Origin of the sequence: Zhenhengia sp. (assembly GCF_046966505.1) — a bacterium.
Taxonomy (GTDB): Bacteria; Bacillota; Clostridia; order Lachnospirales; family Cellulosilyticaceae; genus Zhenhengia; species Zhenhengia yiwuensis.
In genome coordinates, this window is the sequence record NZ_JBKVCH010000001.1 from 267,706 (window position 1) to 293,289 (window position 25,584).

Genomic DNA, 25,584 nt, shown 5'->3' on the forward strand with positions numbered 1-25,584 from the left:
TTTCACCTAATTTCTACTTTAAAAGTATTATGATTTCTACTTTAGTTCCTTTACCTACTTCTGATGTAATATGAAGGTTATCACTGTATTTCTTCATATTGGGTAGTCCCATTCCTGCACCAAATCCAAGCTCACGTATTTCATGAGAAGCTGTAGAATAACCTTCCTTCATAGCTAAATCAATATCTGGAATGCCCGGTCCTGTATCTTGCAGTACAACTTGTATCTGTTCCGGCAAAATATCTACATCTACCCTTCCTCCATTAGCATGAATGACCATATTCATCTCTGCTTCATACATGGCAATAGCAATCTTACGAATGATGCTACTTTCTATTCCTAATTTTTTGAGTACATTTTTAACCTTTCCCGATGCATCTCCTGCAAGTAAAAAATCATTCCCATCCACTTCAAAGTGTAGCTTCATTCTATTCCTCGCCTCCACCACCTAATCCTTTTTCATAAAGTTTGCCACAAGCTATATAAAGTGGTTCATTAGTTGACAAAAGTGTAATATGTTTTTGCCTTGCAAGTTCTATCATTTCCTCTGTTGGGGATTTTCCTCTTACAAATACAATAGCTCTAATATCCAGCATTTCAGCCGTACGAATAACCTGAGGGTTAATAAGCCCTGTAAGAAGTAACACCTTTTCTTTAGCAAACGCGAGTACATCACTCATCAAGTCACATCCGCACGCAGCATGTAAGCATTGATCTAGATATTCTTCTCCTACCCATATGGTTGCACCTAATATTTCTTTAATTTCCCTTATTTTCATCATTGATTCCTCCCTCATTATCAGCTGTAATAGGCTATGCCTGGTAATTTCACAGTAAAAAAGCCTTCCTGAAAACTTGTTTCAATTTCTCCACATCCGGTTTCTTCAAAGATTTTCTGTACCTTTTTAAGTCCTATTCCAAAGTGAAGTGTATTATCTTTTTGTTCAAATAATAAAAGTCTAGAGTAAAGCCATGGATTCGTATGGATACTAAGCTGATTAAACTTTTCATAATAATACTGTCTTGGATTCATAACAGAAATTTTATCTAAGCCAATTTCCACCTTAGTATAATAGTAAGGGTTCCAATAATCTCTATGAATAATGGCATTTGCAAGTACTTCTGATAAAGCTTCATAAGGATAACTGCTTGGCAAAAGTGGCTTAATACGTTCATTAAAGTCTTTGAACATCTCTATTATATTGCCCATAATACCAAAGTTTTCTTTTTCATAAGTTACCTCTATCAATGCATTAGGCATAAAAAGCTGTGGAAGCTTACCAAAAAGAAGTAAACCGCCATAAGTAGGGCATGTTAGTATTCCTTCTTCTTTATCACTTATAATACCTAGCACTTTAAGCATCTGCATTTGATTGGTTTCATATAGATTAAAATGTTTTAAATAACACTCTATAAGTTCAAAATTTAAATCCTTTAAAGTCGCAGCCCTACAAGGTACCTGCTCAAAACTTATAATTCCCTGCTCTTGGAGCATCTGAGCTAATTCATGCCTTGTTGCTGTATCTGTTGTAGAACCTCTTCTCACATAAAATGCTCCGTTTTGACGCATCTGATGTGGCACCTGCCTGCTTTTAAAAATAGTAAGTATACCTATCTTCTTTTGCTTTATTTCTAGTATTTCAAAACTTACCGGAACAGGTGGTACACTTCTATAAGCAATGACTTGTTGAATACGCTCTTCTATATCTATAGGTATATCCTTTAGTCCTACTAATCGCTTCGTCTTATCTTCAATACCGTAGATGATATACCCTCTCCCACCTTCTGTATTCGCAATAGCAATAACATCTTTTACGAACTCTTTCTTATCAGAGTCTAATTCTAAAGCCAATTTAAGCTTAAAATCTAATTTAAAACCTTCATCTTCATTAAGTAAGTGTATGAGCTTAGATTTGTTCATTAATTCACCTGCCTAATAAGAATTCTAATTTATTTGATTTGTTTCTATTTTAACACATTAAACAAACAATTTGTAGACTATTATATTGTTATGTTACTTATTTAATAAATTATATTTTATAATTTACAGAAAAGTTATACTTTTCAATAAGGTTATCTCTCTCTATTCTTCTTCATATATATTATTAAGCTTCAATTTTATGAGGAGGTTTCAAAATGCCCACAAAAAAGGATACATCCCTTTGTTATATACGTCTTTTTAACGCTTTCACTTCATCTATAGCCTTTGACCTTTATTTAGATAATCAACTCATGTATAGTTATTTCCTATATGAAGACTTTACTAAATACTATCCTATTCCATCTGGAAAGCATATCTTAAAATTAACACAGCATCATAAGGAAGATGTGCTCTATGAAAAGAAAATAAACTTGCAACGTTTTCAGATTTATACAGGTGTCTTAGCTTGTAAGTATAAAGACCCTGAAACTTATCATATTTTCTGTTTAGAAGAACCGCAAAAGCTTTTAGAACCACCTAGACTTGCTGTACGTCTTAACCATTTTGCACGCTTTGATGGTGCTACTTCTTTAAATCTTCCTGAAGAGCCACTTCCCATTCGTAACATTCGCTATGGCCAGGCTTCTTCCTATCTTGTTAAAGAACCAGCCCCTTATACCTTCATCATTAAAGAAACAAGTGAGGAAAATGAACTTACCACACTCTCTTCTAAAAAGCTTAAGCCCGGTAGGCTGTATTCTATTTATCTAGTAGGTGATGGCACTAAGACTTTCCCATATAAACCCGTTTTAAGTATTGATGGTTTTTCCTATCTACCCATTGAAAAGATACAAAAAAGAACCACCTAGGAATTATTTTTTCCTACGTGGTTCTTGCTTTTTGTTTACTACCGACTTTTTGCTTTTTGAAAAAGTACTGTTACCTTTTGATGTCTTTTTTGAAGCAAACTTTTTAGTATTTTTCTCTGATTGTTTTTTCTCTGCTGCAGTTCCTCTTCTAGGTTGTTTTTTACTCTTCTCACTAATAGAACTCTTGTTAGTACGCTGCACCTCTTGTTTACTTTTTACTGGTTTTGTTTTCTTAACCGAATAGCCAAAAGTGCCAAGTTCTTCTCCTAATGTAAGGTAGGTACCATGAGAATAAGCAATCAAATCTGTCTGATTTAAATGGAACTTACCTTTTTCATCCATATATTGGTCATCCACATAGACTTCTAATACATCTGCAATGAATAAGTCATGGGACCCTAATGGTTTAATTTCTTTAAGCTTACAAACAATATTAACTGGGCTTTCTTCAATCATAGGAACACCAGCTACATTGTCACAACTTGCTGTAAGATTCATTTCTTTAAATTTATCTACATCCCTTCCTGATCTTACACCACAGAAATCTGTAGCTTTAACAAGTGCTCTTGTTGTCAGGTTGATTACAAAATAGCCACTTTCTTTAATAAGATCATAGGAATATCTAGAGGGTCTTAAAGAAATATAAGTCATAGGTGGATTGGTACAAATAGTTCCTGTCCATGCAACTGTTACAATATTAGGCTTATCTTCACTTCCACAGCTTACCATAATTGCTGGCAGTGGATAAACCATATTGCCCGCTTTCCATTTTTGTTTTGCCATTAATGTATGCCTCCTTGATGTTAGTCTTGGCTTTACAATGCTTATTTAAGCATATAAGGAATAGCACAGTTTTTCAAGTATTTGAATAGTATTTGGAGAAATATTTTTATACTTTAAGGCTGCCCTACCAGGTCATTATGTATGCCCTAATACTAAATGTAAATAGACTTTTGAGATTCATCAATATCTTAAAATAAGCTTTCATACTTTTCCTTACCACTTGTAATTTGCTCAATACTGCTCTTTTCCTCTAAAAGTGTTTCCTTAGAATTTTTATGTTCAATTATGCTTTCCCACCTAATAATCTATAGTATTTAGGGATTTTTTCACTTTGGCTGTTACTACACTTATGCTTAGCACAACACATACATTTAGGTCCACCACAAGCCTTATGCATGCGCTCCCAAATTTGACCAATAGGCTCTTCCAAAACATTACCGTAACTTTTATAAATAAAATCACAAGATCTAAAATCACCTACTTGATCAATATAGCTATGCTGTACACCTGCTCCACAGCCATATTGATCTTCAGATTCTACATAAGGAAATACAGAAGTCTTAGGATAAGACGGGTCCTCGTTAAATGTAATGTGTAGCTGAATAAGCTCTCTCTTTTCCTTTTCTGTTAGCATTTCATCTTTAGCCTCTTCTAGCAGTCCACAAGGAATAGGCTCTACTATTCTTAATTCATGTATACCTTCTTGCTTTAAGAATTTGGCTATATCATGAATCTCTTTCGTTCTAAGCATCTCCTTCGTACAAACAACCTGCCCCATAGTATAAAGTCCTGCTGCTTTAGCATGTCTAATAGCTTTTAAAGCAATCTCATAAGCCCCTTTATAACCACGCTTTACATCATGTACCTCAGCTTTAGTGCTATCAAAACTTATAGCAATGCCAAAGAGTCCCGCTGCCTTTAAGGCCTTGGCACGCTCTAATGTTAGCCCATAGCCATTTGAAAAGACTAAAGTCATACTTCTATTATCTATAGCTTGTATAATCTTCTCTAAGTCCTTTCTTATAAGAGGTTCTCCCCCTGTAAATCCAATAATACCTACACCTAAATCCTGTAGACTCTTTACAATTTGGATTATCTTACGTGTATCTAAGTCCTCTTCTCCTTCTTGCATCATCTTACTTGCACTACAATGCCAACAATGATACATACACTTTCCGGTAACTGCAACATAAGTAGAAATAGGTGCTAATCTTTTACCTGATACATGGCTTGTATAAAACTCTGCCCCTTCTCCTGGTACACTCCTAGCAATTTGTTCAAAAGCTCTACTATTTACTGGAGGTAAAAATGCATTGATGATATAGTACCCGTCATGCTTTACAATTCTTTCATGCTTAATCACATTACATGAACAGTCTATAAGATAACGCAGTTTATATGCTTTATTTTCTTTAAAACGTCTATGTAAAGTGTAAAAGTTCTTTATCGCCATTCTATCTAAACACATAGGTAGAATCTTACCTATTACTTGTCTATCCATATTCTACTCCTCCTTTTTAAAGATGCCCCATACAAAAGTATGCGTTACCTGTTTAATCCCTTTTTCAGCAAATAGTTTACACATTTCCCTCTGCACACTTTTATTCTTTAAATCAATCATAGTATCAAAACCTGCTAGCGCCCCTGTATGGGTGACCCAGTCTATTAATAGACTTTCCTCCTCAAATGTAAAAATATGTTTACCTTCTTCACCTTCTAAAACGTTGAACCCCATCTTCTCAAACCAACTATCGAAAGTTCTTTTATTGACTGGATTAGGAAGTTCTAACATAACCTTTTGAATGGCTTTGTGTTCCTTTAAAAGGAGCTTTGGATAAATGCTACGTATTTCTGGCAAGGTCTCCTTTGTGTTCACAATAACACCAAATAGACCACCTGGCTTTAAGACTCTATAAACTTCTTTGATAATCTTTTGAGGGGATTGATATTTAATTGCCCAGCAGCATATGATTCTATCAAAGCTAGCATCTTTTTCCCTAGCTAAAAAACTGAGCATATCCTGCTGTGTATAGGTTGCATTTTTAAGCCCTTTCTTCTTTGCCTGCTCAAGCATCCCTTCTGAAATATCTACAAGTTTAAATTGAGCTTTTTCATAGTACTTTTGAAGATACACACTGTTATAGCCTGTTCCACATGCTAGGTCAAGCACACGTAAATCCAAAGGAGGCTCTTCTTTTAATAACCCTTTTAATACAAGGTCATTATAAGTATGCATTGTTTTTAAAAAATAATCTTCATACGTACTACTTACCTCACTATAGGTCTGTCCAATACATTCCTTTGTCACCATTTGATGTGTTAGACAAAGCCCTACAAGTCTAGACAGTAATTGTATATGCTTAAACATTCTTCTTTTCTCCTTTATAAAGCATCTCAAAAGCGCTTATAGGTCTAATCTCCTGATTTTTAAAATAAGGGCTACATAAGTTAAGTAAACTTTCCATTGTAAACATATGGCACCGTTCAAAGCATAAAGTTTCAAAGCACCAAATACACATAGCTTTTATATGACGAATATTAAATTCACTAATCACAAGTATTCCTTCTTCAGTTAGGCATAAGGCAACCTGTCTTATAATTTCCTGCTGATTACTTATATGATGCAAAGCATCTCGTATGACAACTATATCAAAAGGTGCTACTTTATTATGTTGCAATACTTCCTCGAGTGTTTCATTATAAATGGTAAGATAGGCATTTTTCTCTTTAGCAATAGCTGTCATTTCCTTCTGAGGATCTATGAGTGTGACATCCCCACCCATGTGCTGCAACTTATCTGCCAAGGTACCAGTTCCTCCACCTAAGTCTAAGATACGCTTACCTTTAAGCTCTCCTAGACTTTCTAAAAGTACTTCATTTGTATCTAATTTAAACCTGCGCATAAATCTATCGTAAATTCTAGCATAGTATTTAAATAAATAAGCCACTTACTTCTCCTCTATTCTTCTTCGTTATTCAAACTAAGTCCGCAACTTGGGCATGCCTCATCCGTTTCTGCTAAAGTTATACCACAAGCAGGGCATTGCTCCATGCTAAGCACTTCTTCTTTTATTTCTTCATTCACATGCTCTGTGCAAATCTCATCCCTTATCTCTTTAAGCAAAACTTTAATTTCTTGTAATTCTTCTACTATTCCTGAGTGCTCCACCACTGTCATAAGTATAAGATACAATACATAAAAACCTATAATCACACCTATTAAAATAAGTAACATATCCTTTCCCCTTTCTTACCTTCTCAATTAAGCCTATTATACCATAATATTTTAAACTATTCTGCATCTATACCTTTGCAAATAATCCTGTATTCTAACCTAGTTTTTTGCTATAATATAGGAAGAAATGCTATACAGGCAATCATAATAGGAGGTTTTATATGTTTAGAACGATTTATTGGTATGGTTATTTTGCTATTAGCTTAGTATTTACTTTACCTGCACTTTATAAAGCTAAATCTCTTCTTAAACAAGGACAAACTGAGGAAGCGGAAAAATACATTAATAAAGTGACCTCTAAATGGGCAATGGCCCAAGTTAAGAACAGTGGTGCAACTGTACATGTACATGGCTTAGAAAATATTCCAAAAGATAAAGCCGTTGTTTTTATGAGCAACCATCAAGGCAATTTTGATATTGCCCTTTTCATGAGCTATATTGATAAACCAAAAGGTTATGTATCTAAAGTTGAAATTGATAAACTTCCTATCGTACGTACTTGGATGCGTCTTATCCACTGCGTCTTTATGGACCGCTCTTCCTTAAAAGGAGCTGCAATGGCTATTGTAGAAGGTATTAAAATCATTAAGGAAGGCCACTCTCTTGTTATTTTCCCAGAAGGTACACGTAGTAAAGGCGGTCCCCTTGGTGAATTTAAGGCAGGAAGTTTTAAACTTGCTACAAAATCTAAAGCACCTATCATTCCAGTAACAATGGATGGTACTTATAAACTCATGGAAGCTCAAGGCGGAAAGGTTAAACCTGCTACTGTCAATGTTTATATTCACCCACCCGTTGAAACCGCTAACTTAACTAAGGAAGAACAAATCGAACTTCCAGAACGTGTTAAAAACATTATTGCTTCTAAACTTTCTTAATAAGAAGTACTTTTATAATGCAAAAAGCACTAGGCAATCTTTTACTTGCCTAGTGCTTTTTTATTTAAGTTTAATAAGTCCGTGTTGTGTACAATACGCATAAATGTTACCTTTACTCATTTTAGGAAAACGTACTTCTGCGTTTTGTTCTGGGTAAAGTTTTACAATAAGTACACGATCATATCTTACATAAGCTATAAATGAAATAAAGTGTGCTTTAGTCATTTCATGATTTATTGTAATATAATAATCATCTTCCACTTCTTCAATCTCTACCTCATGCCCTTCATCCGCTTTCTGTACTTCTAGGGCTGCAAGCTTTCTACCACAGCAAGATAGTTCTGCTTCACCTGTACTCCATACAACATTCCCACACTGTGGACATGCATAAAATTTTATTTTTTTCATATTGCCTCCATCCTTTTCATTAGGTGATAAATCACCTGCTAAAATCTGCTCTACATTGACACCTAAAAGCTCAGAAAGGCTACGTAAAAGTGTTACGTCAGGACAGCCAAGCCCTCTCTCCCATTTTGAAATGGTTCTATCGCTCAGATGCATAGCCTCTGCTAATGCCTTTTGTGTCATATGCTTTTCTTTTCTTAAACTTGCAATGAGCTTGCCTACTTTAGTGCAATCCATCCTGCTCACCTCCTTTGTTATCATACTGTTTTTATCTTAAACCTACAACAAACGCTCCGTAGAGTTCACCCTTCTTTTAATAGAAATAGCTGCATGTTTTTAGCATGCAGCTATTTCTCCTTTATTATTTATTAACTTACTAAACCTTCAAACTGAGCCTCATAAAGCATTTTGTAAATACCTTCTTCAGCAAGGAGCTCTTCATGGCTTCCTGATTCTTTTATACCTTCTTTTCCAAGTACAATAATCTCATCTGCATTACGGATTGTAGAAAGCCTATGAGCAACAACAATTGTTGTACGTCCTTTACATACTTCATCAATAGCTTTCTTAATCATAAACTCTGTTGCATTATCCAGCGCCGATGTGGCTTCATCAAGGATAAGAATAGAAGGATTTTTAAGAAATACACGCGCAATAGATAAACGCTGTTTCTGTCCTCCCGAAAGTTTTACGCCTCTTTCTCCAATGAAAGTTTCATAACCGTTTGGAAGGCTTAAAATAAAGTCGTGAATATTAGCTTTCTTCGCTGCATCAATAACCTCATCTTCTGTAGCTTGTGGATTCCCATAAAGGATATTTTCTTTAATGGTTCCTGTAAAGAGGAATACTTCCTGGGACACAATACCAATGTGAGAACGAAGGCTCTCTAACTTAATATCATAGATGCTGCGTCCATCAATTTGGATATCCCCTCCATCAATTTCATAAAATCTTGGAATAAGATTACAGAAGGTTGTTTTACCCCCACCTGATGGGCCTACAAGTGCAACCATCTTACCTTTTGGAATGGTTAAATTGATTTTATCTAAAACATATTCATCTTCATATTTGAAAGAAACTTCTTTAAAGGTAATTTCCCCATCTACCTTTTCTAAATTAATAGCATTCGCTCTATCTGCTTCTTCTATTTCATCCATAAGCTCTGTAAAACGTTTGAAACCTGTCATACCACTTTGGTACTGCTCCATAAAGTTGACAAGTTTTTTAATAGGTTGTGTAAACATTTTAATATAAAGCATATAAGCCATAAAATCACCAAAGGTAATGGTGCCATTAATAGCAAAAAGCCCTCCACCAATCATACATACAAAGTCTAAAATATCAATACATAAAGTAGAACCTGAGAAGTACTCTGCCATTACTTTGTAGGCTTTTTCTCTTTCATTCTTAAAGGCATTATTTCCTTTTTGGAATTTCTCAAGCTCTGTATCCTTGCTACAGAAACTTTTAGAAACACGCATACCTGCAATACTATTTTCTAAAATAGCATTAACTTTCCCTGTTTCTACACGGCTTGCTGTAAAAGCTCTTCCCATTTTATCTTTCTTCTTCCATGTAAACCAGAAAGTAAGTGGGATAAAAGCAAAAATAAGTAAGGTTAAAGATACATTAATATTTAATAAAATAATGAAGGAACCCACTAACATAACAGCTGAGATAAATAAATCCTCAGGACCATGGTGAGCAAGTTCTGAAATGTCCATTAAGTCATTAATGATACGAGACATGACATCTCCTGTCTTTGTATTATCAAAGAAGGTGCAAGGTAACTTCTGCAAATGTGTGAAAATATCTCTTCTCATATCTGCCTGCATACGTACCCCTACAACATGTCCCCAGTATTGCATAAAGAAGCTACATGCATATTTAATACCATAAATCACAAGAAGACTTATTGCAAAGACCCCTATCATACGGAATTCTTTGTTTGGTATACTATTATTAAGTAATTCTCTTGTCATCATGGGGTAGACAAGGTCACATACTGCAAATAAAAAAGCCACGAGTAAATCTAAGAAAAAGAGCTTTTTATATGGCTTATAATAGCTTACAAATCTCTTAAACATTATACTATCATCCTTTCAAGTTTTTTAATCATTCTTATCTATTGTAGCATAGGCTCCTAACTTATAAAACATTTTTATCCGTTAAGGAACTTTATTTTATATTCATTCGTCTAAAGTAATATAGAAATTCAAACATGTAATCTTAGGAGGATTTAATATGAGTAAAAAATTATTAGTTATGCTTACAGCAATGGGTACACTTAGTGTAACACTTATTGCAGCACCTATCGTAAAAAATGTAACAGCAAAAATTGACCCAGCTATCTCTTTTGAACTAAATGGTGAAAAAGTTATGGGCGATTCTGAAGCACTTATGTACAATGATACTCTTTATGTACCTGTACGCGCAATTGGTGAAACATTAGATGCTGATATTACTTATAAAAATAAAGTTGTATCTATTACAACAGGAGAAACTGACCCAGAAGCTGCTTCTTCTAATACAAAAGAATCTCAAGTATCCGCTACAGAAATAACACCAGAACTTGAAGCTGTAACGATTGATGAAGCTACTATTATGAGCGTTGATGTAGAAAGTAAACAAGTAGGAGTTCTTCCAGCAGGTAAGGAAGATGTTTTTACAAACTATATTATTTTAAATATTAGTGAAGATACTACACTTACACAAGATGGCACTTCACTTACATTAAATGATCTTGTAGAAGGTATGAAAGTATCTGTTACACATTCAAGTGTTTCAACACGTTCTCTACCACCACAAACAGCAGCTTTTACACTTAATGTACTTGCAGAAGCTGAGGTAAAACCTCTCGAAAACGTAACACTTGAAGATGTCCAAGTTGTAGAGGTTAATGAAACAAAATTTGGTTACTCTGTGTTAGTAGGAAAAAATGAAAGTCCAGAAGATATTATGAATCAAACTATTCTTCACATTAATGAAGAAACGGTCATTAAACATGAAAAAAATAAAGCTATTTATAAAGCAAGTGACTTAGAAAAAGGTATGAAACTTAAAGTTGTTCACTCACCAATTATGACTTTATCTCTTCCAGGTCAAACAACTGCTATCGAAATTACAATTTTAGCTCAATAATTAAAACTAAAAAAGAGGCTGCCCTAAGGGGCCAGCCTCTTTTTTACAAATTTATAAGAGATTATCTTCTATTTTTACGTTGAGCAATCTCTACGTTAATTTTTCTACCTTTATATTTTTGTTTTGTAAGTACACCTAGAATTTCATCTTCACAACCATTTGGCACTTCAAAGAATGAGAATTTCTCCATAATGTCTACTTTTCTAATGCCTTTACGTGGCGTAGATGTTTCATTACTTACAAGTTTAATAAGATCTATATCTTTTAACTTATCTTTTTTCCCTAAGTTAATAAATAATCTTACGAAGTCTCCACCACCTTGGTATGCTTCACGACGTGGTTGTAAGTCTTCCATTTTAATATGATCATTTGCACTCATTGTTTGATTGCTCATTACAAGTTTAAATAAAGCAATCATGATTTGCTCTTCATTGTAGCCTTCTTCTACAAGATGGTCAATGCATTCTTTGTAACGTTTTGGCATTCTTGATTGAGCTGCCTCACGGATTTCATCACATACACGAAGAAGTTGACCTTCTTTAATCGTTTCGATTGTTGGAATCTCAGCTTTTTCAATTTTAGATTTAGTGTAATTTTGAATAAATCTAAGTTTTGAACGATCTTTAGGTGTGCAAAGCGTATAAGATAAACCTTGACGCATAGCACGACCTGTACGACCAATACGGTGTACGTAGTACTCTTCATCTGTTGGTACATCATAGTTGAATACAACATCAATATCATCGATATCAATACCTCTTGCTGCTACGTCTGTTGCAACAAGTACGTTAACAAAACCTTTTCTAAACTTAGCCATTACACTATCTCTTTGAAGCTGTTTCATATCACCATGAAGTGCTTCTGCTAAGAAACCTCGTTGTTGAAGTGCACTACATACCTCATCTACACATCTTTTTGTATTACAGAATACAACGCCTAATTTGAAGGCTGTTACTTCCATCATACGGCTAAGTACTTCAATTTTATAACGTTCATTTACATCTAAATAATATTGTTTAATTGTATCTACTGTTACAGTTTTTTTAAGCACACTGATACGCTCTGCATCTTTTTGATATTGGCTAGCAATATCTTGAATAGCTTTTGGAAGTGTAGCAGAGAATAAAATGAATTGTTTTTCTTCTGGAGCGCTTTGAAGAATTGTATCAATATCTTCTCTAAAGCCCATGTTAAGCATTTCATCCGCCTCGTCTAATACGAGCATACGTAAGTCTTCTAATTTAAGAGTACGTCTTCTTAAGTGGTCCATCACACGGCCTGGTGTACCGATAATGATTTGTGGTCTTTTCTTAAGAGCCATAATTTGTCTGTCCATAGGTTGTCCCCCATAAACAGCTAATGTACGTACATTGCTCTTATATTTACAAAGTGAGCGAAGTTCTTCTCCGATTTGGTTTGCAAGCTCTCTCGTTGGGCAAAGGATAAGAGCTTGTACTTTATCACTGTTTGTATCTATTCTTTCAACTACTGGAATACCAAAGGCACATGTTTTACCTGTTCCTGTAGGAGCTTGTGCAATAACATCTTTTCCGTCCATAATTGGATCAATAGATTTCGCCTGAATAGGTGTCATCTCTTCAAATTGCATATCACTTATAGCGCGTTTGATCTCGCTGGAAATATCTAGGTCATTAAAAAGTCTTGTTTCTATAATCTATACCTCTACAATCTATTAAATTTGTCTATTTTCGTTTCTCTTTTTCTCGGCAACCCTCATCTTAACACATTTCCCTTAAAATAACAAGCTAGGCCTATTAAAAAAGTCTCTTCCAAGTGAAGCTACTTTTCTAACGATTTCACTCATTTCTCTTCTACATCAGTATTCATATAGGTATACGCTTTAGATAGAAACGATAACTTTTCCATTAATTTACATACTTTAATATATTAAAAATTGAACTAATAGTTGAATCTCATTCATATAACTCATCATTGTACTTATTTAATATTCTCTTTATACTGAAAGTAAAAAAGAATGCCCAGGATTCCCTGGGCATTCTTTTTGCTAGCTACTTTTCTAACTATTTTACGCAGTATTCAGCAAGATATGCTTCCATACGTGCACGCATTTCATCATCGATTACAACTTTTCCATCGATTTCTACATTATGAAGTGTTTCGATGATTTCTCTCACTGTAACGATTGGGTATGTTTTTATACCAAATTCTTCTTCAATTTCTTGAATAGCAGTTCTGTTTGATTGGCCTCTTTCCATACGGTCTACAGAAATAACAAGTCCAGCAATCTCAATATTTGCTGCTGCTTTTAAAATAGGAAGGCATTCACGAATAGCTGTTCCAGCTGTGATAACATCTTCTACAATGATCACTTTGTCTCCATCTTGAAGTTTGTATCCTACCATTGTACCACCTTCGCCATGGTCTTTAGCTTCTTTACGGTTAAAACAGTAGTTTACATCTTTATCATGATTATTTGCAAGAGAAATAGCTGTTGCTACAGATAATGGAATTCCTTTGTAAGCTGGTCCAAATAAAGCATCTACATCATCTTTTATATTTTCTGTAATACATTTTGCATAAAACTCACCAAGTTTCCCTGCTTGATAACCTGTTTTATAGTTTCCTGTGTTTACAAAGTAAGGTGTTTTTCTACCACTTTTAGTTGTGAAATCTCCAAAAGTAAGTACACCTGAACGCACCATAAATTCAATAAACTCTTTTTTGTAACTCATATGAATCCTCCACTCTATACGCATTTATCTTATCTATCATATCATGGAAAATGTAAATTGACTATAAAAAAGTTACCTTCCTTATAATAGAAGATAACTTTTTTGTAGGGTCTATTTTATTGTTCTAAATGATACTTCCAAATCTTCCTACTGTCATAAGCTGCATATATTTCCTGAAGGTCTGTATATAGAATTTCTTGCCCAGCCTGCAGGAGGATACAAAGCTTCTTAACATTAAAGAAATTGAGTTGCCATACACGTCTTAAGATGGTATCTTCTACTTCATTATAAAAAGCATAGGTTAAAAAAGCTTTTTCATATTCTGTAAGAGTATGTTCTATTTCACGCTCTGCAACTGTAATAAGCTGTCCAAGTTGCTTTTCCTGTTTTTCACATTCACGTACAAAGGGCCTATCTATACCATTCGTAAAAATAAGCATCTGCTGATCATGTATAACTTTTTCTACTTCTTCCTCTATATACACCTTTAGATACCCTCTTATGGCTGACAGCACCTGTTCATGCTCTGCTGTAAAAGGATTAGGATTGAAAGCCGCTCTCTCTTCTCTTAACCCCCTCTTCAATTTTGTAATACATATTTTTAAAAGCCCACCTACTTGAATTAACATCCCCTAACTGCCCCCTTAAAAATATTACATATATATTACATTTTAATTAAATTCGGAATATTTTTCAAGGAGTTTTCCTGAAAACTTTACTACAATATATGACATGTTTCAAAGAGTTTTAGTGCATTTCCGCCCATAACTGCTTTCTTTTCTTCTTCTTTAAGTATATTAAGTCCTTCTTCATAACGGCTGATAGGAAGAAGTGGATAATCACTGCCAAAGAGTAGTTTATCCAGTATACCAATTTCACGAATTACCTTATAAATAGTGGGCTCATATAAAAAGACAGCTGCTGCTGTATCATAGTAAACATTTTTAAAACTGCTTCTTATTTCTTTCATCAGTTCATAAAATAAAAGTCCCCCACCAAAATGCGCAAGTATAATAGGAATTTCTTGATGATTACGTACAAAGGTTTCAATGCTTTTCTGACTCACGCTTGTTTTACCTGCATACTCATGTCCTACAAGTTCATTAGCATGCAGAAGTACAGGCAAATTATAGTTCATACAACATGCTTTTAATGCCGTATGATGAAGCCCTTCAAGCTGCAAATTCTGCCCCTCTGGGAACAATTCTCCTATACCTCTTAACCCACCTTCATAACACCTTATAATTTCTTTTTCTAAATCTTTATGATGGGCAGGCATGGTCATAAAACCAATAAACTTATCAGGATACTGCTTAACTGCTTCCATCGTATAATCGTTGACATATCTACATAGTCCCATATCCTGAAAAGAAAATCCGAATACTACACCTTTATCAAAACCTTCCTCCTCTAAATGATTTGCTACTGTTTCATAAGTGGCAAACTTATTATGAGGCGTTGCAGACAATAAATTGAAGTAAGGCTCACGCTGTCCAATTTTTTTCCAATCCTTTATGATATCTGGGGGGGTAATATGAATATGTGTATCTATTTTCATTTCTAGTTTCCTTCGCTTTCTAAAGTTTCCTCACTTTGCAGATTTGTAGCTTCTTCATGAGTAGCATGACCTACTTCAGACTCTTTTAATACATCTGACTCGGCTGGTTTAGATGTTGTGGTCACAGGTGGCTGAATCTCCTCCTCTAGTACTACTGTATTCGGTTCATTAGGTGTAGTAGGTGGTACTTTATTTGGAAGAATGCTGTATGGATTTTCGATAATATCCATAACTTCTTCTGGCGTAATAAGGAAATCTGCTTCTAGTCCTTCTATATAAATTTTATTTGTCTGCTCCTTTAGAGCAAATCCTTCATTTAGGACATCTTTCACACTTGGTAATAAGTCCTGATTCATACTTTTTAAAAGCATAGGCAGAACAAGTGCCTTGTTGGTGGTTTCTTCTAACATTTTAAAAGTCTCTTCTGCCTTGTTTAATGTAGCTAGGTAAGTATCCATAAAGCTATTAACACTCTCATAAATACGTGCAAACTCTTCGCCCTGACTGGCTACATCCTTATAAGTTTCTTTGAACTGCGCTGCTAATAAATGTGCATTTTCAGCAAGTGGCGTAAGCGTAGCACTATTTAGGCTTTTCATATCCCTTAAGAGCGTCAAGCTATCTCCTATACTCCCAATAACATGGTCCTCCATATCACTTGCAAGTTTTTTACGTGCATAGCGTACAGGGTCTGTTTCTGCCTGATAGTATTCATACCCAAATAAGAAATAGTGATCTACTAAATACTCACCTATATAAGTAATATCTTCTTTGGTAAGTGCATAGTAAGTAGTCATATCTAAGTTGGCATCCGTTGCTGCGCCATCTACCGTCACCTCAGTTTGCTCAGATTCCTCTATAATCATTTCATCTTGAACCTCAGCAACTTCTACCTGTTCTACTTTTTCTTCTTCTTTTTCTTCTTTTGGCTTGTCTTTTTTAGGCTTTTGGGGAAGAGGTGGTTTAATGGCTACTTCTTCCTGCTTGATTTCTATTTTTGTTTCTTCTTGTACCTTTTCAATCTCCTTTTCTGCTTCTTTAAGCATTTCTTGCACCTGCTGCTTAATAATTGCATCTGCAATAGTCTTTTCTCTTTTATGTACTGCAATAACCATTTCATTAATAGTCTGACTTGCAAAGTTTAAGGAAAAACCTGTAACGGCGGCTAGGACACCTAGTTTCATTAAATTTCTAATCATGTTCTACCCTCCTATTCCTTTCGCTCTATATTAAAGTCTCTTTTATACGTAATCCAAAGAGCACCTATAAAAGTAAGTACCATACTTGCAAAGAGTATACCATTACGCCATGCAAAAGAAGCGACACTCATTTGGCTTGTAAAGTCTAGTACATACACAAATACAGCACTTGTTAAAATACCTATTATTAAAGATAGGAATAACGCATAAGCTTCCTTATGCGTAAGCAGTGAAAAGACCATACTGAGCATACCTACTGCCAAATACAAGCTAAATACAGAACCTAAGGATAAGCCTATGGTTTGAAAAGGTGTGTAAATAAAGTTTCTTGCACTTTGCCCCATGTTTACCTGTACTTTAAGGAAATCTGAACTCCAACTTGCACTAAAAGGAAAGACTTGATCACTGATTAAAAAGTTTAGCGTAAAAAGTGCTACAAAAAATAAAAGGGTATAAAACAATAAAGTGACCCATTTCCCAACAAGCCATTTTCCTCTACTTTGGCACTTAATGACTTCTAAAGAACCAAAGTTATCATCAAACATAATGCCGCATATAAGGAATAAGTAAAGAGGTAAATAAATATAAATAAGGCTTACCGTATCATTTAAAATTAAATAAGTTATCTCAAGAGATGAAAACGTAATGGCTGTCATATCTGATATTTGTATATACTTCGCCACACTTACAACACATGCAAAGGCAAAAGCAATAATGGTCAGGCACCATCTTACTAAATTAAAACTTTCAGAGATATTATACCGAATCATCTTTGCTGTAACCATAACGTTTCCCCCTTTCTATAAAGCATACTACCTACTACAAGTACACCAGATATCCCAAGTATAATGAGTAGTTCAAGGGTAATGAGCTGTATATCTACATGAGTCCTCATAAGCCATGGTGAAAAGCTTAGTGGCGGATAGAATTTTTCCAGATTTAAATAAGGAAAAGCATAGATAAAGAGTAAATATAAAACCTGAGGCGTTACAATAGGAATATACCGTTTTCTATTAACAAATGTCAGGCTATAGGCAAAAGACCCATAGACAAAACCGAATAAAAAGCCTAATAACATAACGCCTACTATCTCTTCCTGCTGCACATAAGGTGAGAAAAGGCTGCATACACCGTATAACATAAGCATAGGGATAAAAAGTGCTATACCTGAAAGGATATTGTTAACAAACCATCTTTTCAAAGTATAGTTCTTCCCCTTATGCTTTAAAATAAGCAAGTTCCTATAGCCTGAATCCTTCTCTAGCATATTCATATTGCTATAAACCATAGAAGCTAGAAGTGGTGCAATAAAAGGCATAGCAAAGGATTGACTGACAATAAAGGCCTGATCGGCTGTATAGGTATCTTGTCCATATACATAATAAGCTAAACCTAAGGCTAAACTCAGTATACCTAGGGCTATAGCGCCTAAAAAGCTACGTTCACTTAGTCCCCTTTTAAAATCTGTTATAAACCATCTCATGCACTCACCCCTGCCTGCGTTTCTTTCTGTGCTCTTAAGGTGCCATCTGCAATATAAAATAACTCATCACATAAGATTTGAATGTCCTCTTTATTATGGCTAGCCAGTAAAATGGTTACACCATGCTCTTCTTTAAGCGTTTTGAAAAAGTGACGCATACGCTTTACGCTTTCCTCATCTAATCCATTCATAGGCTCATCTAAAATAAGTAAATCCGGTTTATTCATAACAGCCTGAGCAATGCCTAACTTCTGTTTCATTCCTAATGAGTAGGTACGAACAGGCTTTTTGTTATCTGGATCAAGCCCTACAAGACGCATACTTTCTTTTAATTCTTCTAGAGACACAGGCTTTTCAGATAGACCATTTAAAATCTTAAGGTTTTTAAGACCACTATAGTGGGAAATAAAACCTGGAGTTTCAATAAGTGCACCAATAGATTTTGGAAATTGTTTAGAATGAGTCATATTAACTTCTTCTAAGAAAATTTGACCTGATGAAGGTCTCATAAGACCTGTAATCATCTTAAAGATCACGGTTTTTCCTGAACCATTACGACCTACAAAACCATAAATTTGGCCTTTCTTAAGCTCAAAGTTTACATGCTTTAAGACTTCTTCATGACGAAAAGATTTACATACGTTTTCAAATTTAATATATATTGACATACATACCTCCCTACATGTGTAAGTAATCTCTTTTAGTATACACTTATTCTATGAATTTCTAATATAGCCTGTCCTTTATTTTTATGCTTAAGTTATTTATTTTATATGTATTTAGTTCAAAATAATAAAAAGGAACTGTTTTTCTAAACAGTTCCTTTTGGAATTTATTCTAATGAATCAAAATCAAATACTGCCGCTTTGGTATAATTGGTTACTTTAGCTTCAAAGAAATCTGTCTTGGTAGCATTAAGACTGGAGAAGTTGTCAATCCACGCCATAGGATGAGCAGTAATCTCTAAGTATAAAGGCTCAAGGCCAATAGCTTTTAGTCTTAAGTTAGATAAGTACTTAATATAACTATCTATAAGCACATCATTAAGCCCTAAGATTTGGTTATTGGTCACATACTGCCCCCAAGCCACTTCGTGCTCTACACCTATGCGCATCATTTCTCTTAATTCTTCTTCAAAGGCCGGTGTAAACAAGTCGGGATTCTCTTTTTTTAGCTCTTTTAATATATTTTGAAATAAAACTAAATGCGTTACTTCATCCCTATTAATATATTTAAAAAGTGTACTTGTAGCTGTCATTTTACCTTGTCTTGCAAGGGTATAGAAGAAACTAAAGCCTGAGTAGAAATAAATGCCCTCTAAAATATAGTTAGCCATAATTGCTTTTAAAAAATTATGGGTTGTAGGCTCCTCATTAAAAGCTTGATAGATGCCTGCTATAAATTGATTACGTTTAAGAAGGTGCTCATCCTCTCGCCACATATCATAGATAGCATCTCTTGTCACAGGATTGGTTACTGTATCCAAGATATAAGAGTAGCTCTGCGCATGAATTTCTTCCTGAAAAGCTTGAATATTAAGAAGGGAAGAAACTTCTGCTGCTGTAATATAGCGTGATAAGTTAGGAAGATTTTCTGACTGTACAGAGTCTAGGAAGTTTAAGAAAGAAATAATCTTATCAAAGGCATTTCTTTCCCCCTCTGTTAAATAAGGAAATTGCTTCACATCTTCATGTAGAGAAATCTCTTCTGGAATCCAGAAATTATTGAGCATAGTACGGTATAAGGTATTCGCCCAATCGTATTTGATACGATTCCATTCTCTTAAGTTCGTTGTATTCCCATTAATCATAGACTGCGTTCCTCTATCGCCTCTTTGATTAAATATCATTTTTTTATCCATTTTATAACCCCTTTTCTCTTAAACTCCTAGCTTGAACAACTTGTACATTCATCCATTTCCAAAGATTGATTTCTTACATAATAAAGTGTTTTAACGCCTAATCGCCAAGATTCTGTATACATATCTAGAATATCTTTAGCTGCTATATTTGGTGTTATATATAAATTAAAGGACTGTGATTGATCAATATGTTTTTGTCTAATCCCACAAGCTTTAATACTCCACTGTTGGTCTATAGTATGCGCTTCTTTATAGGTCCAGAAATTCTCCATAGACAAGTCAGGTGCTGTCTTTGGTGTGAAACTCCCTTTCTTCTCCTCAATAAAGAACTTCTTAAAGATTGGATCAATCCCAGCTGTTGTATTGGCAATATTAGACGTACTACCTGTAGGTGCCACTGCCATAATGTATCCATTTCTTACACCATGTTTTTGTACTTCTGCTTTTAAAGCCTGCCATCTTGGAGAAGTATAGCCACGTCTTTCAAAATATTTACCTGTTTGCCATTCTGATCCTTCAAATGCAGGATAAGCACCTTTTTCTTTAGCCAGTTCCATAGAAGCTTTAATAGCTTGATAAGCAATTTCTTCAAATAGCTTATCAGCTACTTCAAGATGCTCCTCACTTTCCCATGCAATATTGTGGTTAACTAAGTAGTGCTGATAACCACTTGTTCCTAGACCAATGGCACGGTATTTATCTCCTGTAATTTTTGCTTCTGCTACAGGTAATTGATTAAGTGTAATAACGTTATCCAGCATTCTAATCTGCAGTGGAATACTATCTTTAAGCTCATCTATTTCAGTTTTTCCTAAGTTAATAGAATTTAAATTACATACAACCATATCCCCAGATTTTACTGTTGTTAGCACTTCTGGTATACCATCTTTATTTATAATCTGTTCTTCTATCTTTTCACTTTCACTTACATTTTGAGCAATCTCCTGACAGAGATTAGAAGCATAGATCATGCCGGCATGCTTATTTGCATTGGCTCTATTTACTGTATCTCTAAAGAAGATAAATGGTGTTCCTGTCTCTACAGCACTCTTCATGATTTTTTTCATAATATCTAATGTCTTAACCGTAATACGTTGTAAGAATGAATTTGCTTCACATTCGAGATAACGCTTTGTAAAGGCTTCATCTTCTATATCATCAAAGGCATCTTCTAGTCTATAACCCATAAGCTTTTCTACTTCATAAGGGTCAAATAAACTCCACTCTTCTCTCTTTTCCAGGCGCTTCATAAATAAATCTGGAATAGCTACACAAGGGAATACATCATGCGCTTTTCTACGGTCATCACCGTTATTAGTTCTAATTTCTAAGAAATCATATAAATCTTTATGCCACACATCGAGGGTAATAGTCGTCCCACCTTTACGCTTTCCTAATTGGTCAACAGCTACAGCTGTAGCATTATAAAGTCTTACCCAAGGAATTACCCCACCTGATGCATTTTTAAAACCACGTATTTCACTATTAAGCGCTCTTACTTTTCCAAGATAAATGCCTAGCGCGCCCCCATGTTTAGAAACCTGTGAAAATTTCTGATTTACATCATAGATAGACCAAAGATTATCCCCTACAGCTGAAATAAAGCAACTGCTAAGTTGATAGAAAGGTGTTCCTGCATTACCAAGTGTTGGTGTAGCAGAAGTCATTTTAAGCTGACTCATCAGGTCATAGAAAGCTTTAGCATAGTACACCTTATTTTCTTTTTCAGGTATAGCTAAATGCATAGCAATGGTCATAAAACGCTCTTGGGGTAATTCAAACACTTCTTTTTTGAACCCTTTTACTAAATAGCGGTCTGCAAGCAGTTTTAGTCCTTCATAGTTAAATAAATAATCACGTTCCGGCTTAATATATGCTGCAAGTTCTTTAATTTCTTCATCTGTATAAACTGCTGTTAGGTACTCCCCGTACAGATGCATCTCTACCATCTTTTTTACAAGTTCAAAGTAGTCCCCATAACCAAAATGATTGTAACCTCTATTGATTTTAGCTTTTTTATAAAGATCAAAAGCAAGTAGCTTTGCTGCTACATACTGCCAGTTTGTGTGAGTGGTCTTAACTGCATTACCGAAACCATCTACTTGCGTTTGAATAACTTTTTCAATAGCTGTCTGAATAAGAATTTTCTGAATTTCTGCTGTGGTCATCCCATCTCTAAACTGAATATGTGCGTCTAATTCCAGTTCTAAAGGATCACAACCTGCAAGCCCTTCACAGGCTAATTCAACCATTTTCTTTGTTTTCTCTATACAAAGTGGTTCAAAAGTACCATTTCTCTTTTGTATTCTAATACTCACATACATCATTCCTTTAACGACTAATTTATAGAACAAAAATTTTTAAATAATATCAATTATCTCTTATGATTTCTTATTCTATCATAGATAATTTACTAAGTTAAGTCCCATATGAGCCTTAAAAGCATTCCCATATACATCCAGTATAGCCTAGGCTAGATATTGTAAAGGTTTCTTGAAGAATTCAAGTCATCTAAAAAAAATCAATGACATTTCCTCATTTTTTTGTTTATTTTTCCATCTTCACATGATATAATTCAGAATATAAAACACTTTTCATTGTTTTGTATCGGAATGTGGCCCAGGTGGTAGGGCACTCGTCTGGGGGGCGAGGAGTCGCCAGTTCAAGTCTGGTCATTCCGATTAAATCATAGAGGAAACTTTGGGAATACTAAGGTTTCCTCTTTTTATTGTCTTTAAAGTTAAATTTAGGCCTAATTTATTCATCCCTAGTATCCTTAGTTGACCACTTGGCAAGGATTAATTTACGAAAGACTCTATCCCATTAATAAGCCTATGACTATTCCCTATAATAATCACTATACAACCTTATTGTTATATTCTTATTTTGGTCCTATAGAAAGAAATCAACATACTCAATACACTCTTGTATTAATTGCCCGGGCTGTCATATACTCTGAGTCCCAGTTTAAAAATAACAAACGTAATGCATATGGTAATCAGTGCTACTACAGGTGTTAATAAACCTATAACAGCATACTCCCCTCTATCTAAAATATACAAAGTGGGAAAAAAACTAATAAAGGCATAAGGAATGATAAAAATAAGTACAAACTGAATACCTGTCTGAAAAATTGTCAGAGGATACTTACCAAACTCAGAAAAAGTGTGAATCAGATGCGCAAAAGATGTGTTACCACTCTTGAGCCAGAAGCAAGTGCAATTAGCTGATAAGTTCAAACAAACGCGAATAATACTTGCCGATAGTATAAAAAGTATAAACATCCCTACCTTAGCGAGGTTCCAATTCACTTCTAGCATACTTAAAGCTTTTGCCATCATACAGGCACTAATGAGAATCTTTCCAAAACCATCTAGGTTAATTTTAGTTGCTAAAACCTGCATCCCTATAGGAAGTGGTCTTAAAATATAGCGGTCTAAATTACCTGAATGGATATATTGACCTAACAACCAAGTTCCTTCAAACAAAAAATTTATTACACCTTCTGTAAAATAAATCATTCCGTACATAAAAATGACTTCCCACATATTCCATCCATCTATATAAGGGATTTTTGAAAAGATAAGATAAATAAAAAATAAGCCTGAAATCTGTGTAAAAAATGTAAAAGCTAGCATAATGAGAAAATCCATTTTATATGCCATCATACATTTTAGTTGTTGAATCATAAGTTTTATATAAAGACTTATAAACTTATTGATAGTCGTCATATTAACCTCCACTAATGGTAACTTGTTGAACAGCCTGCTTCCATAATAGGCTACTTATTCCCCACAATACCATCAGCCATATTGTCTGTCCCATAAGTGCATGATAGATCTCACTTCCACTTAAAGTTCCTATAAAAATAGAAGTGGGTATATATACTATTCCCTTAAAAGGTAGTAGAAAAGCAATTCTTGCTAATAGGGGTGGAAAGAGTTCAAGTGGGACTAACGCACCTGAAAAAAAGTTAGAAATAGTAGACCTAGCCGTTGCTATACCGTAAACATTTGAAGTCCAAAAACTAAATAAAGAAAAGATATAACTTAAGATAAAATTAAGCAAAAAAGATAACCCTATACTTATAAGAAACGAAATCCATATTTGAAAATCTGTTGGCAAAGATACCTTAAAAATAAATATAGCAAAATAAAACATAATGCCTATTGCACATAAATTACTAAAAAAACTATTTCCTATAGCTTGTACTAAAGTGACTGTCCTGAGATTAACAGGTTTAATTAAATCAGCAATAATATTACCTTGAATAACTTTTTTTGACATGCTCATTTCTGCATTCCATGAAATAGTAGACGTACATAAGAAAGAAACGAATAAATAAACCTTCATACTCTCCCATGTATATCCTGCTATGATCTGATTAGATTTAAACATAATTCTCCAAATATAAAACATAACAATTGTTACAGCAAACTTCGAGAGAATACCAAAGAAAAAGTTCCATCTATAAATCATAGTTTCTTGTACTGCACATTTAAAAAGAGAGATATACTTTTTCATTATTCACCTCCTAGCTTATTAAAAAGGTACCATTATAGACTTTTTTAATAAGCTGCTCAAGTCCTGGCTCTTCTATTGAAAAGTCTTGAATACCCGTTATCTGAAGCATATTTTCAAGTATGGTAACCGCTGCTATTTCATTTTGACTAAATAAAATACTTACCTTATTAGTATCTTCTCTTATAACGGTTACAGGTAAATTTTTCAGTTTCTCTTCTAAGACATTTCCTGTATCCTCTATAAGGGCATTTATTTTTCTTTCTGAAATCAGTTCACCTTTAATCTTTTGAATGGTATCATCATAAATCACTGTACCTTGATCAATGATGATTATTCTATCACATATTTTTTCTATATCTGCTAAATCATGGCTTGTTAATAAAATGGTTGTCTTCTTCTCCTTATTAATATAATTTAAAAATTCATGCACCTTCTCCTTGACAGCTACATCGAGTCCTATAGTTGGCTCATCTAAATAAAGAATAGGTGGATTATGTAAAAGTGAAGCGGCTATATCGGCACGCATCCTCTGGCCTAAAGATAGCTTTCTAGCGGGTTGATGGATAAACTGCTCCATCCCTAATATATCACAAAATATCTCTAAATTTTTCTTATACATAGGTCCTGGAATTTCATAAATATCTTTTAGTAACTTAAAAGACTCTATAATAGGAATATCCCACCAAAGCTGTGTTCTCTGCCCAAATACAACACCAATATTTTTAGTATTCTCTATGCGATTTTTATGCGGATCTAGACCATTTACTGAAATTTTACCTGATGTTGGTAATAGTATACCTGTCAGCATTTTTATTGTAGTAGATTTACCTGCTCCATTAGAGCCAATATAAGCCACTTTCTCCCCTCTTTCCACTGTAAAACTAACATGTGATACAGCCACTTTATCCTCATATTTAGGATGTATTAAATGTTTAAAAGCACCTTTTACCCCTGGCTCTTTAATCGTATTCCTATAGCTTTTACTTAATGCCTGTACTTCGATTAAACTCATC

Annotated in this window: 26 protein-coding genes and 1 tRNA gene; 4 read left to right on the plus strand and 23 right to left on the minus strand. The window is 34.5% G+C overall.

The genetic code is table 11. From position 1 onward, the window contains the following. Positions 1-13 precede the first annotated feature (13 nt). The 3 genes from ACLTBU_RS01320 to ACLTBU_RS01330 are packed head-to-tail and all read right to left on the minus strand — an operon-like array spanning position 14 to position 1,921. Positions 14-427 carry an ATP-binding protein gene (locus tag ACLTBU_RS01320; RefSeq protein WP_177669570.1) on the minus strand — a complete coding sequence of 138 codons (414 nt, stop codon included), beginning with the start codon at positions 425-427 and terminating at the stop codon, positions 14-16. A 1-nt stretch (position 428) separates the two neighbouring features. After that, the gene (locus tag ACLTBU_RS01325) at positions 429-779 is read right to left on the minus strand and encodes a DRTGG domain-containing protein (RefSeq protein WP_412217341.1); all 351 of its coding nucleotides are present in this window, start codon (positions 777-779) and stop codon (positions 429-431) included. Between the two features lie 20 nt (positions 780-799). Then, entirely contained in the window at positions 800-1,921 is a 1,122-nt protein-coding gene (locus ACLTBU_RS01330; RefSeq protein ID WP_337530066.1) for a helix-turn-helix domain-containing protein, read from the minus strand. 215 nt (positions 1,922-2,136) lie between these two features. Between ACLTBU_RS01330 and ACLTBU_RS01335 the strand changes: the two genes are divergently transcribed. Continuing rightward, positions 2,137-2,790, plus strand: a complete 654-nt coding sequence (locus ACLTBU_RS01335; protein WP_337530063.1) for a DUF4397 domain-containing protein — start codon at positions 2,137-2,139, stop codon at positions 2,788-2,790. A gap of 3 nt (positions 2,791-2,793) precedes the next feature. On the opposite strand, the gene ACLTBU_RS01340 is transcribed toward ACLTBU_RS01335, so the two are convergent. The 5 genes from ACLTBU_RS01340 to ACLTBU_RS01360 all read right to left on the minus strand — a co-directional run bounded on the left by ACLTBU_RS01340 (position 2,794) and on the right by ACLTBU_RS01360 (position 6,808). After that, positions 2,794-3,573, minus strand: coding sequence for a flavin reductase family protein (locus ACLTBU_RS01340; RefSeq protein ID WP_177669565.1), 780 nt, complete (start codon positions 3,571-3,573; stop codon positions 2,794-2,796). A gap of 283 nt (positions 3,574-3,856) precedes the next feature. Continuing rightward, positions 3,857-5,074 (minus strand): radical SAM/SPASM domain-containing protein, encoded by a 1,218-nt coding sequence (locus tag ACLTBU_RS01345; protein WP_177669563.1) that lies wholly within the window; start codon positions 5,072-5,074, stop codon positions 3,857-3,859. 3 nt (positions 5,075-5,077) lie between these two features. Continuing rightward, positions 5,078-5,941, minus strand: a complete 864-nt coding sequence (locus ACLTBU_RS01350) for a class I SAM-dependent methyltransferase (protein WP_412217146.1) — start codon at positions 5,939-5,941, stop codon at positions 5,078-5,080. Next, positions 5,934-6,521 carry a class I SAM-dependent methyltransferase gene (locus tag ACLTBU_RS01355; RefSeq protein ID WP_337530055.1) on the minus strand — a complete coding sequence of 196 codons (588 nt, stop codon included), beginning with the start codon at positions 6,519-6,521 and terminating at the stop codon, positions 5,934-5,936. The genes ACLTBU_RS01350 and ACLTBU_RS01355 overlap by 8 nt, the downstream gene beginning before the upstream one ends. An 11-nt stretch (positions 6,522-6,532) precedes the next feature. After that, complete coding sequence (locus ACLTBU_RS01360; RefSeq protein WP_249332419.1) at positions 6,533-6,808, minus strand: hypothetical protein; 276 nt, start codon at positions 6,806-6,808, stop codon at positions 6,533-6,535. Between the two features lie 161 nt (positions 6,809-6,969). Between ACLTBU_RS01360 and ACLTBU_RS01365 the strand changes: the two genes are divergently transcribed. Continuing rightward, complete coding sequence (locus ACLTBU_RS01365; RefSeq protein WP_177669555.1) at positions 6,970-7,686, plus strand: lysophospholipid acyltransferase family protein; 717 nt, start codon at positions 6,970-6,972, stop codon at positions 7,684-7,686. A gap of 60 nt (positions 7,687-7,746) precedes the next feature. Here ACLTBU_RS01365 and ACLTBU_RS01370 read toward each other — a convergent pair whose 3' ends face one another. Together ACLTBU_RS01370 and ACLTBU_RS01375 are read right to left on the minus strand one after the other, a co-directional pair. Then, positions 7,747-8,328 (minus strand): helix-turn-helix domain-containing protein, encoded by a 582-nt coding sequence (locus tag ACLTBU_RS01370; protein ID WP_177669553.1) that lies wholly within the window; start codon positions 8,326-8,328, stop codon positions 7,747-7,749. 131 nt (positions 8,329-8,459) lie between these two features. Then, positions 8,460-10,178, minus strand: a complete 1,719-nt coding sequence (locus ACLTBU_RS01375) for an ABC transporter ATP-binding protein (protein ID WP_412217149.1) — start codon at positions 10,176-10,178, stop codon at positions 8,460-8,462. Positions 10,179-10,335: 157 nt separating this feature from the next. On the opposite strand from ACLTBU_RS01375, the gene ACLTBU_RS01380 reads away from it, so the two are divergent. Then, positions 10,336-11,232 carry a stalk domain-containing protein gene (locus ACLTBU_RS01380; protein WP_412217150.1) on the plus strand — a complete coding sequence of 299 codons (897 nt, stop codon included), beginning with the start codon at positions 10,336-10,338 and terminating at the stop codon, positions 11,230-11,232. Positions 11,233-11,293: 61 nt separating this feature from the next. On the opposite strand, the gene ACLTBU_RS01385 is transcribed toward ACLTBU_RS01380, so the two are convergent. From ACLTBU_RS01385 to ACLTBU_RS01430, 10 genes are all read right to left on the minus strand, one after another. Further along, positions 11,294-12,841, minus strand: coding sequence for a DEAD/DEAH box helicase (locus ACLTBU_RS01385; RefSeq protein ID WP_283246172.1), 1,548 nt, complete (start codon positions 12,839-12,841; stop codon positions 11,294-11,296). 433 nt (positions 12,842-13,274) lie between these two features. Next, positions 13,275-13,946, minus strand: coding sequence for an orotate phosphoribosyltransferase (gene pyrE / locus ACLTBU_RS01390; protein ID WP_177669548.1), 672 nt, complete (start codon positions 13,944-13,946; stop codon positions 13,275-13,277). A gap of 116 nt (positions 13,947-14,062) precedes the next feature. Beyond that, the gene (locus ACLTBU_RS01395) at positions 14,063-14,575 is read right to left on the minus strand and encodes a hypothetical protein (RefSeq protein WP_412217153.1); all 513 of its coding nucleotides are present in this window, start codon (positions 14,573-14,575) and stop codon (positions 14,063-14,065) included. 89 nt (positions 14,576-14,664) lie between these two features. Then, the gene (locus ACLTBU_RS01400; RefSeq protein WP_249332417.1) at positions 14,665-15,504 is read right to left on the minus strand and encodes an amidohydrolase family protein; all 840 of its coding nucleotides are present in this window, start codon (positions 15,502-15,504) and stop codon (positions 14,665-14,667) included. A 2-nt stretch (positions 15,505-15,506) separates the two neighbouring features. Then, positions 15,507-16,703: a hypothetical protein gene (locus ACLTBU_RS01405; RefSeq protein ID WP_412217155.1), complete on the minus strand. Its 1,197-nt coding sequence runs from the start codon at positions 16,701-16,703 to the stop codon at positions 15,507-15,509. Positions 16,704-16,714: 11 nt separating this feature from the next. Next, complete coding sequence (locus tag ACLTBU_RS01410; protein ID WP_412217157.1) at positions 16,715-17,488, minus strand: hypothetical protein; 774 nt, start codon at positions 17,486-17,488, stop codon at positions 16,715-16,717. Next, positions 17,470-18,186, minus strand: coding sequence for a hypothetical protein (locus tag ACLTBU_RS01415; RefSeq protein WP_412217159.1), 717 nt, complete (start codon positions 18,184-18,186; stop codon positions 17,470-17,472). The genes ACLTBU_RS01410 and ACLTBU_RS01415 overlap by 19 nt, the downstream gene beginning before the upstream one ends. Continuing rightward, positions 18,183-18,854 (minus strand): ATP-binding cassette domain-containing protein, encoded by a 672-nt coding sequence (locus ACLTBU_RS01420; protein WP_177669536.1) that lies wholly within the window; start codon positions 18,852-18,854, stop codon positions 18,183-18,185. The genes ACLTBU_RS01415 and ACLTBU_RS01420 overlap by 4 nt, the downstream gene beginning before the upstream one ends. Positions 18,855-19,018: 164 nt before the next feature. Further along, positions 19,019-20,047: a ribonucleotide-diphosphate reductase subunit beta gene (locus ACLTBU_RS01425; RefSeq protein ID WP_412217161.1), complete on the minus strand. Its 1,029-nt coding sequence runs from the start codon at positions 20,045-20,047 to the stop codon at positions 19,019-19,021. Between the two features lie 26 nt (positions 20,048-20,073). Next, positions 20,074-22,365 carry a ribonucleoside-diphosphate reductase subunit alpha gene (locus tag ACLTBU_RS01430; protein WP_412217162.1) on the minus strand — a complete coding sequence of 764 codons (2,292 nt, stop codon included), beginning with the start codon at positions 22,363-22,365 and terminating at the stop codon, positions 20,074-20,076. 290 nt (positions 22,366-22,655) lie between these two features. Here ACLTBU_RS01430 and ACLTBU_RS01435 point away from each other — a divergent pair. Then, positions 22,656-22,728, plus strand: a tRNA-Pro gene (locus tag ACLTBU_RS01435). 249 nt (positions 22,729-22,977) lie between these two features. Here ACLTBU_RS01435 and ACLTBU_RS01440 read toward each other — a convergent pair. From ACLTBU_RS01440 to ACLTBU_RS01450, 3 genes are read right to left on the minus strand one after another with little or no spacing between them, the layout of a single operon-like run. Continuing rightward, the gene (locus ACLTBU_RS01440; RefSeq protein WP_249332413.1) at positions 22,978-23,778 is read right to left on the minus strand and encodes an ABC transporter permease; all 801 of its coding nucleotides are present in this window, start codon (positions 23,776-23,778) and stop codon (positions 22,978-22,980) included. A 1-nt stretch (position 23,779) separates the two neighbouring features. Next, a complete protein-coding gene (locus ACLTBU_RS01445) occupies positions 23,780-24,571 on the minus strand; it encodes an ABC transporter permease (protein ID WP_412217163.1) in 792 nt (263 codons plus the stop codon). A 10-nt stretch (positions 24,572-24,581) separates the two neighbouring features. After that, positions 24,582-25,583 (minus strand): ATP-binding cassette domain-containing protein, encoded by a 1,002-nt coding sequence (locus ACLTBU_RS01450; RefSeq protein ID WP_249332411.1) that lies wholly within the window; start codon positions 25,581-25,583, stop codon positions 24,582-24,584. Between the last annotated feature and the right edge of the window lies 1 nt (position 25,584).

Coding starts and splice junctions, on each gene's coding strand:
- ACLTBU_RS01320 (WP_177669570.1), bottom strand. CDS start 427: ATGAAGCTACACTTTGAAGTGGATGGGAATGATTTTTTACTTGCAGGA.
- ACLTBU_RS01325 (WP_412217341.1), bottom strand. CDS start 779: ATGAAAATAAGGGAAATTAAAGAAATATTAGGTGCAACCATATGGGTA.
- ACLTBU_RS01330 (WP_337530066.1), bottom strand. CDS start 1,921: ATGAACAAATCTAAGCTCATACACTTACTTAATGAAGATGAAGGTTTT.
- ACLTBU_RS01335 (WP_337530063.1), top strand. CDS start 2,137: ATGCCCACAAAAAAGGATACATCCCTTTGTTATATACGTCTTTTTAAC.
- ACLTBU_RS01340 (WP_177669565.1), bottom strand. CDS start 3,573: ATGGCAAAACAAAAATGGAAAGCGGGCAATATGGTTTATCCACTGCCA.
- ACLTBU_RS01345 (WP_177669563.1), bottom strand. CDS start 5,074: ATGGATAGACAAGTAATAGGTAAGATTCTACCTATGTGTTTAGATAGA.
- ACLTBU_RS01350 (WP_412217146.1), bottom strand. CDS start 5,941: ATGTTTAAGCATATACAATTACTGTCTAGACTTGTAGGGCTTTGTCTA.
- ACLTBU_RS01360 (WP_249332419.1), bottom strand. CDS start 6,808: ATGTTACTTATTTTAATAGGTGTGATTATAGGTTTTTATGTATTGTAT.
- ACLTBU_RS01365 (WP_177669555.1), top strand. CDS start 6,970: ATGTTTAGAACGATTTATTGGTATGGTTATTTTGCTATTAGCTTAGTA.
- ACLTBU_RS01370 (WP_177669553.1), bottom strand. CDS start 8,328: ATGGATTGCACTAAAGTAGGCAAGCTCATTGCAAGTTTAAGAAAAGAA.
- ACLTBU_RS01375 (WP_412217149.1), bottom strand. CDS start 10,178: ATGTTTAAGAGATTTGTAAGCTATTATAAGCCATATAAAAAGCTCTTT.
- ACLTBU_RS01380 (WP_412217150.1), top strand. CDS start 10,336: ATGAGTAAAAAATTATTAGTTATGCTTACAGCAATGGGTACACTTAGT.
- ACLTBU_RS01385 (WP_283246172.1), bottom strand. CDS start 12,841: ATGCAATTTGAAGAGATGACACCTATTCAGGCGAAATCTATTGATCCA.
- pyrE (WP_177669548.1), bottom strand. CDS start 13,946: ATGAGTTACAAAAAAGAGTTTATTGAATTTATGGTGCGTTCAGGTGTA.
- ACLTBU_RS01395 (WP_412217153.1), bottom strand. CDS start 14,575: ATGTTAATTCAAGTAGGTGGGCTTTTAAAAATATGTATTACAAAATTG.
- ACLTBU_RS01400 (WP_249332417.1), bottom strand. CDS start 15,504: ATGAAAATAGATACACATATTCATATTACCCCCCCAGATATCATAAAG.
- ACLTBU_RS01405 (WP_412217155.1), bottom strand. CDS start 16,703: ATGATTAGAAATTTAATGAAACTAGGTGTCCTAGCCGCCGTTACAGGT.
- ACLTBU_RS01410 (WP_412217157.1), bottom strand. CDS start 17,488: ATGGTTACAGCAAAGATGATTCGGTATAATATCTCTGAAAGTTTTAAT.
- ACLTBU_RS01415 (WP_412217159.1), bottom strand. CDS start 18,186: ATGAGATGGTTTATAACAGATTTTAAAAGGGGACTAAGTGAACGTAGC.
- ACLTBU_RS01420 (WP_177669536.1), bottom strand. CDS start 18,854: ATGTCAATATATATTAAATTTGAAAACGTATGTAAATCTTTTCGTCAT.
- ACLTBU_RS01425 (WP_412217161.1), bottom strand. CDS start 20,047: ATGGATAAAAAAATGATATTTAATCAAAGAGGCGATAGAGGAACGCAG.
- ACLTBU_RS01440 (WP_249332413.1), bottom strand. CDS start 23,778: ATGACGACTATCAATAAGTTTATAAGTCTTTATATAAAACTTATGATT.
- ACLTBU_RS01445 (WP_412217163.1), bottom strand. CDS start 24,571: ATGAAAAAGTATATCTCTCTTTTTAAATGTGCAGTACAAGAAACTATG.
- ACLTBU_RS01450 (WP_249332411.1), bottom strand. CDS start 25,583: ATGAGTTTAATCGAAGTACAGGCATTAAGTAAAAGCTATAGGAATACG.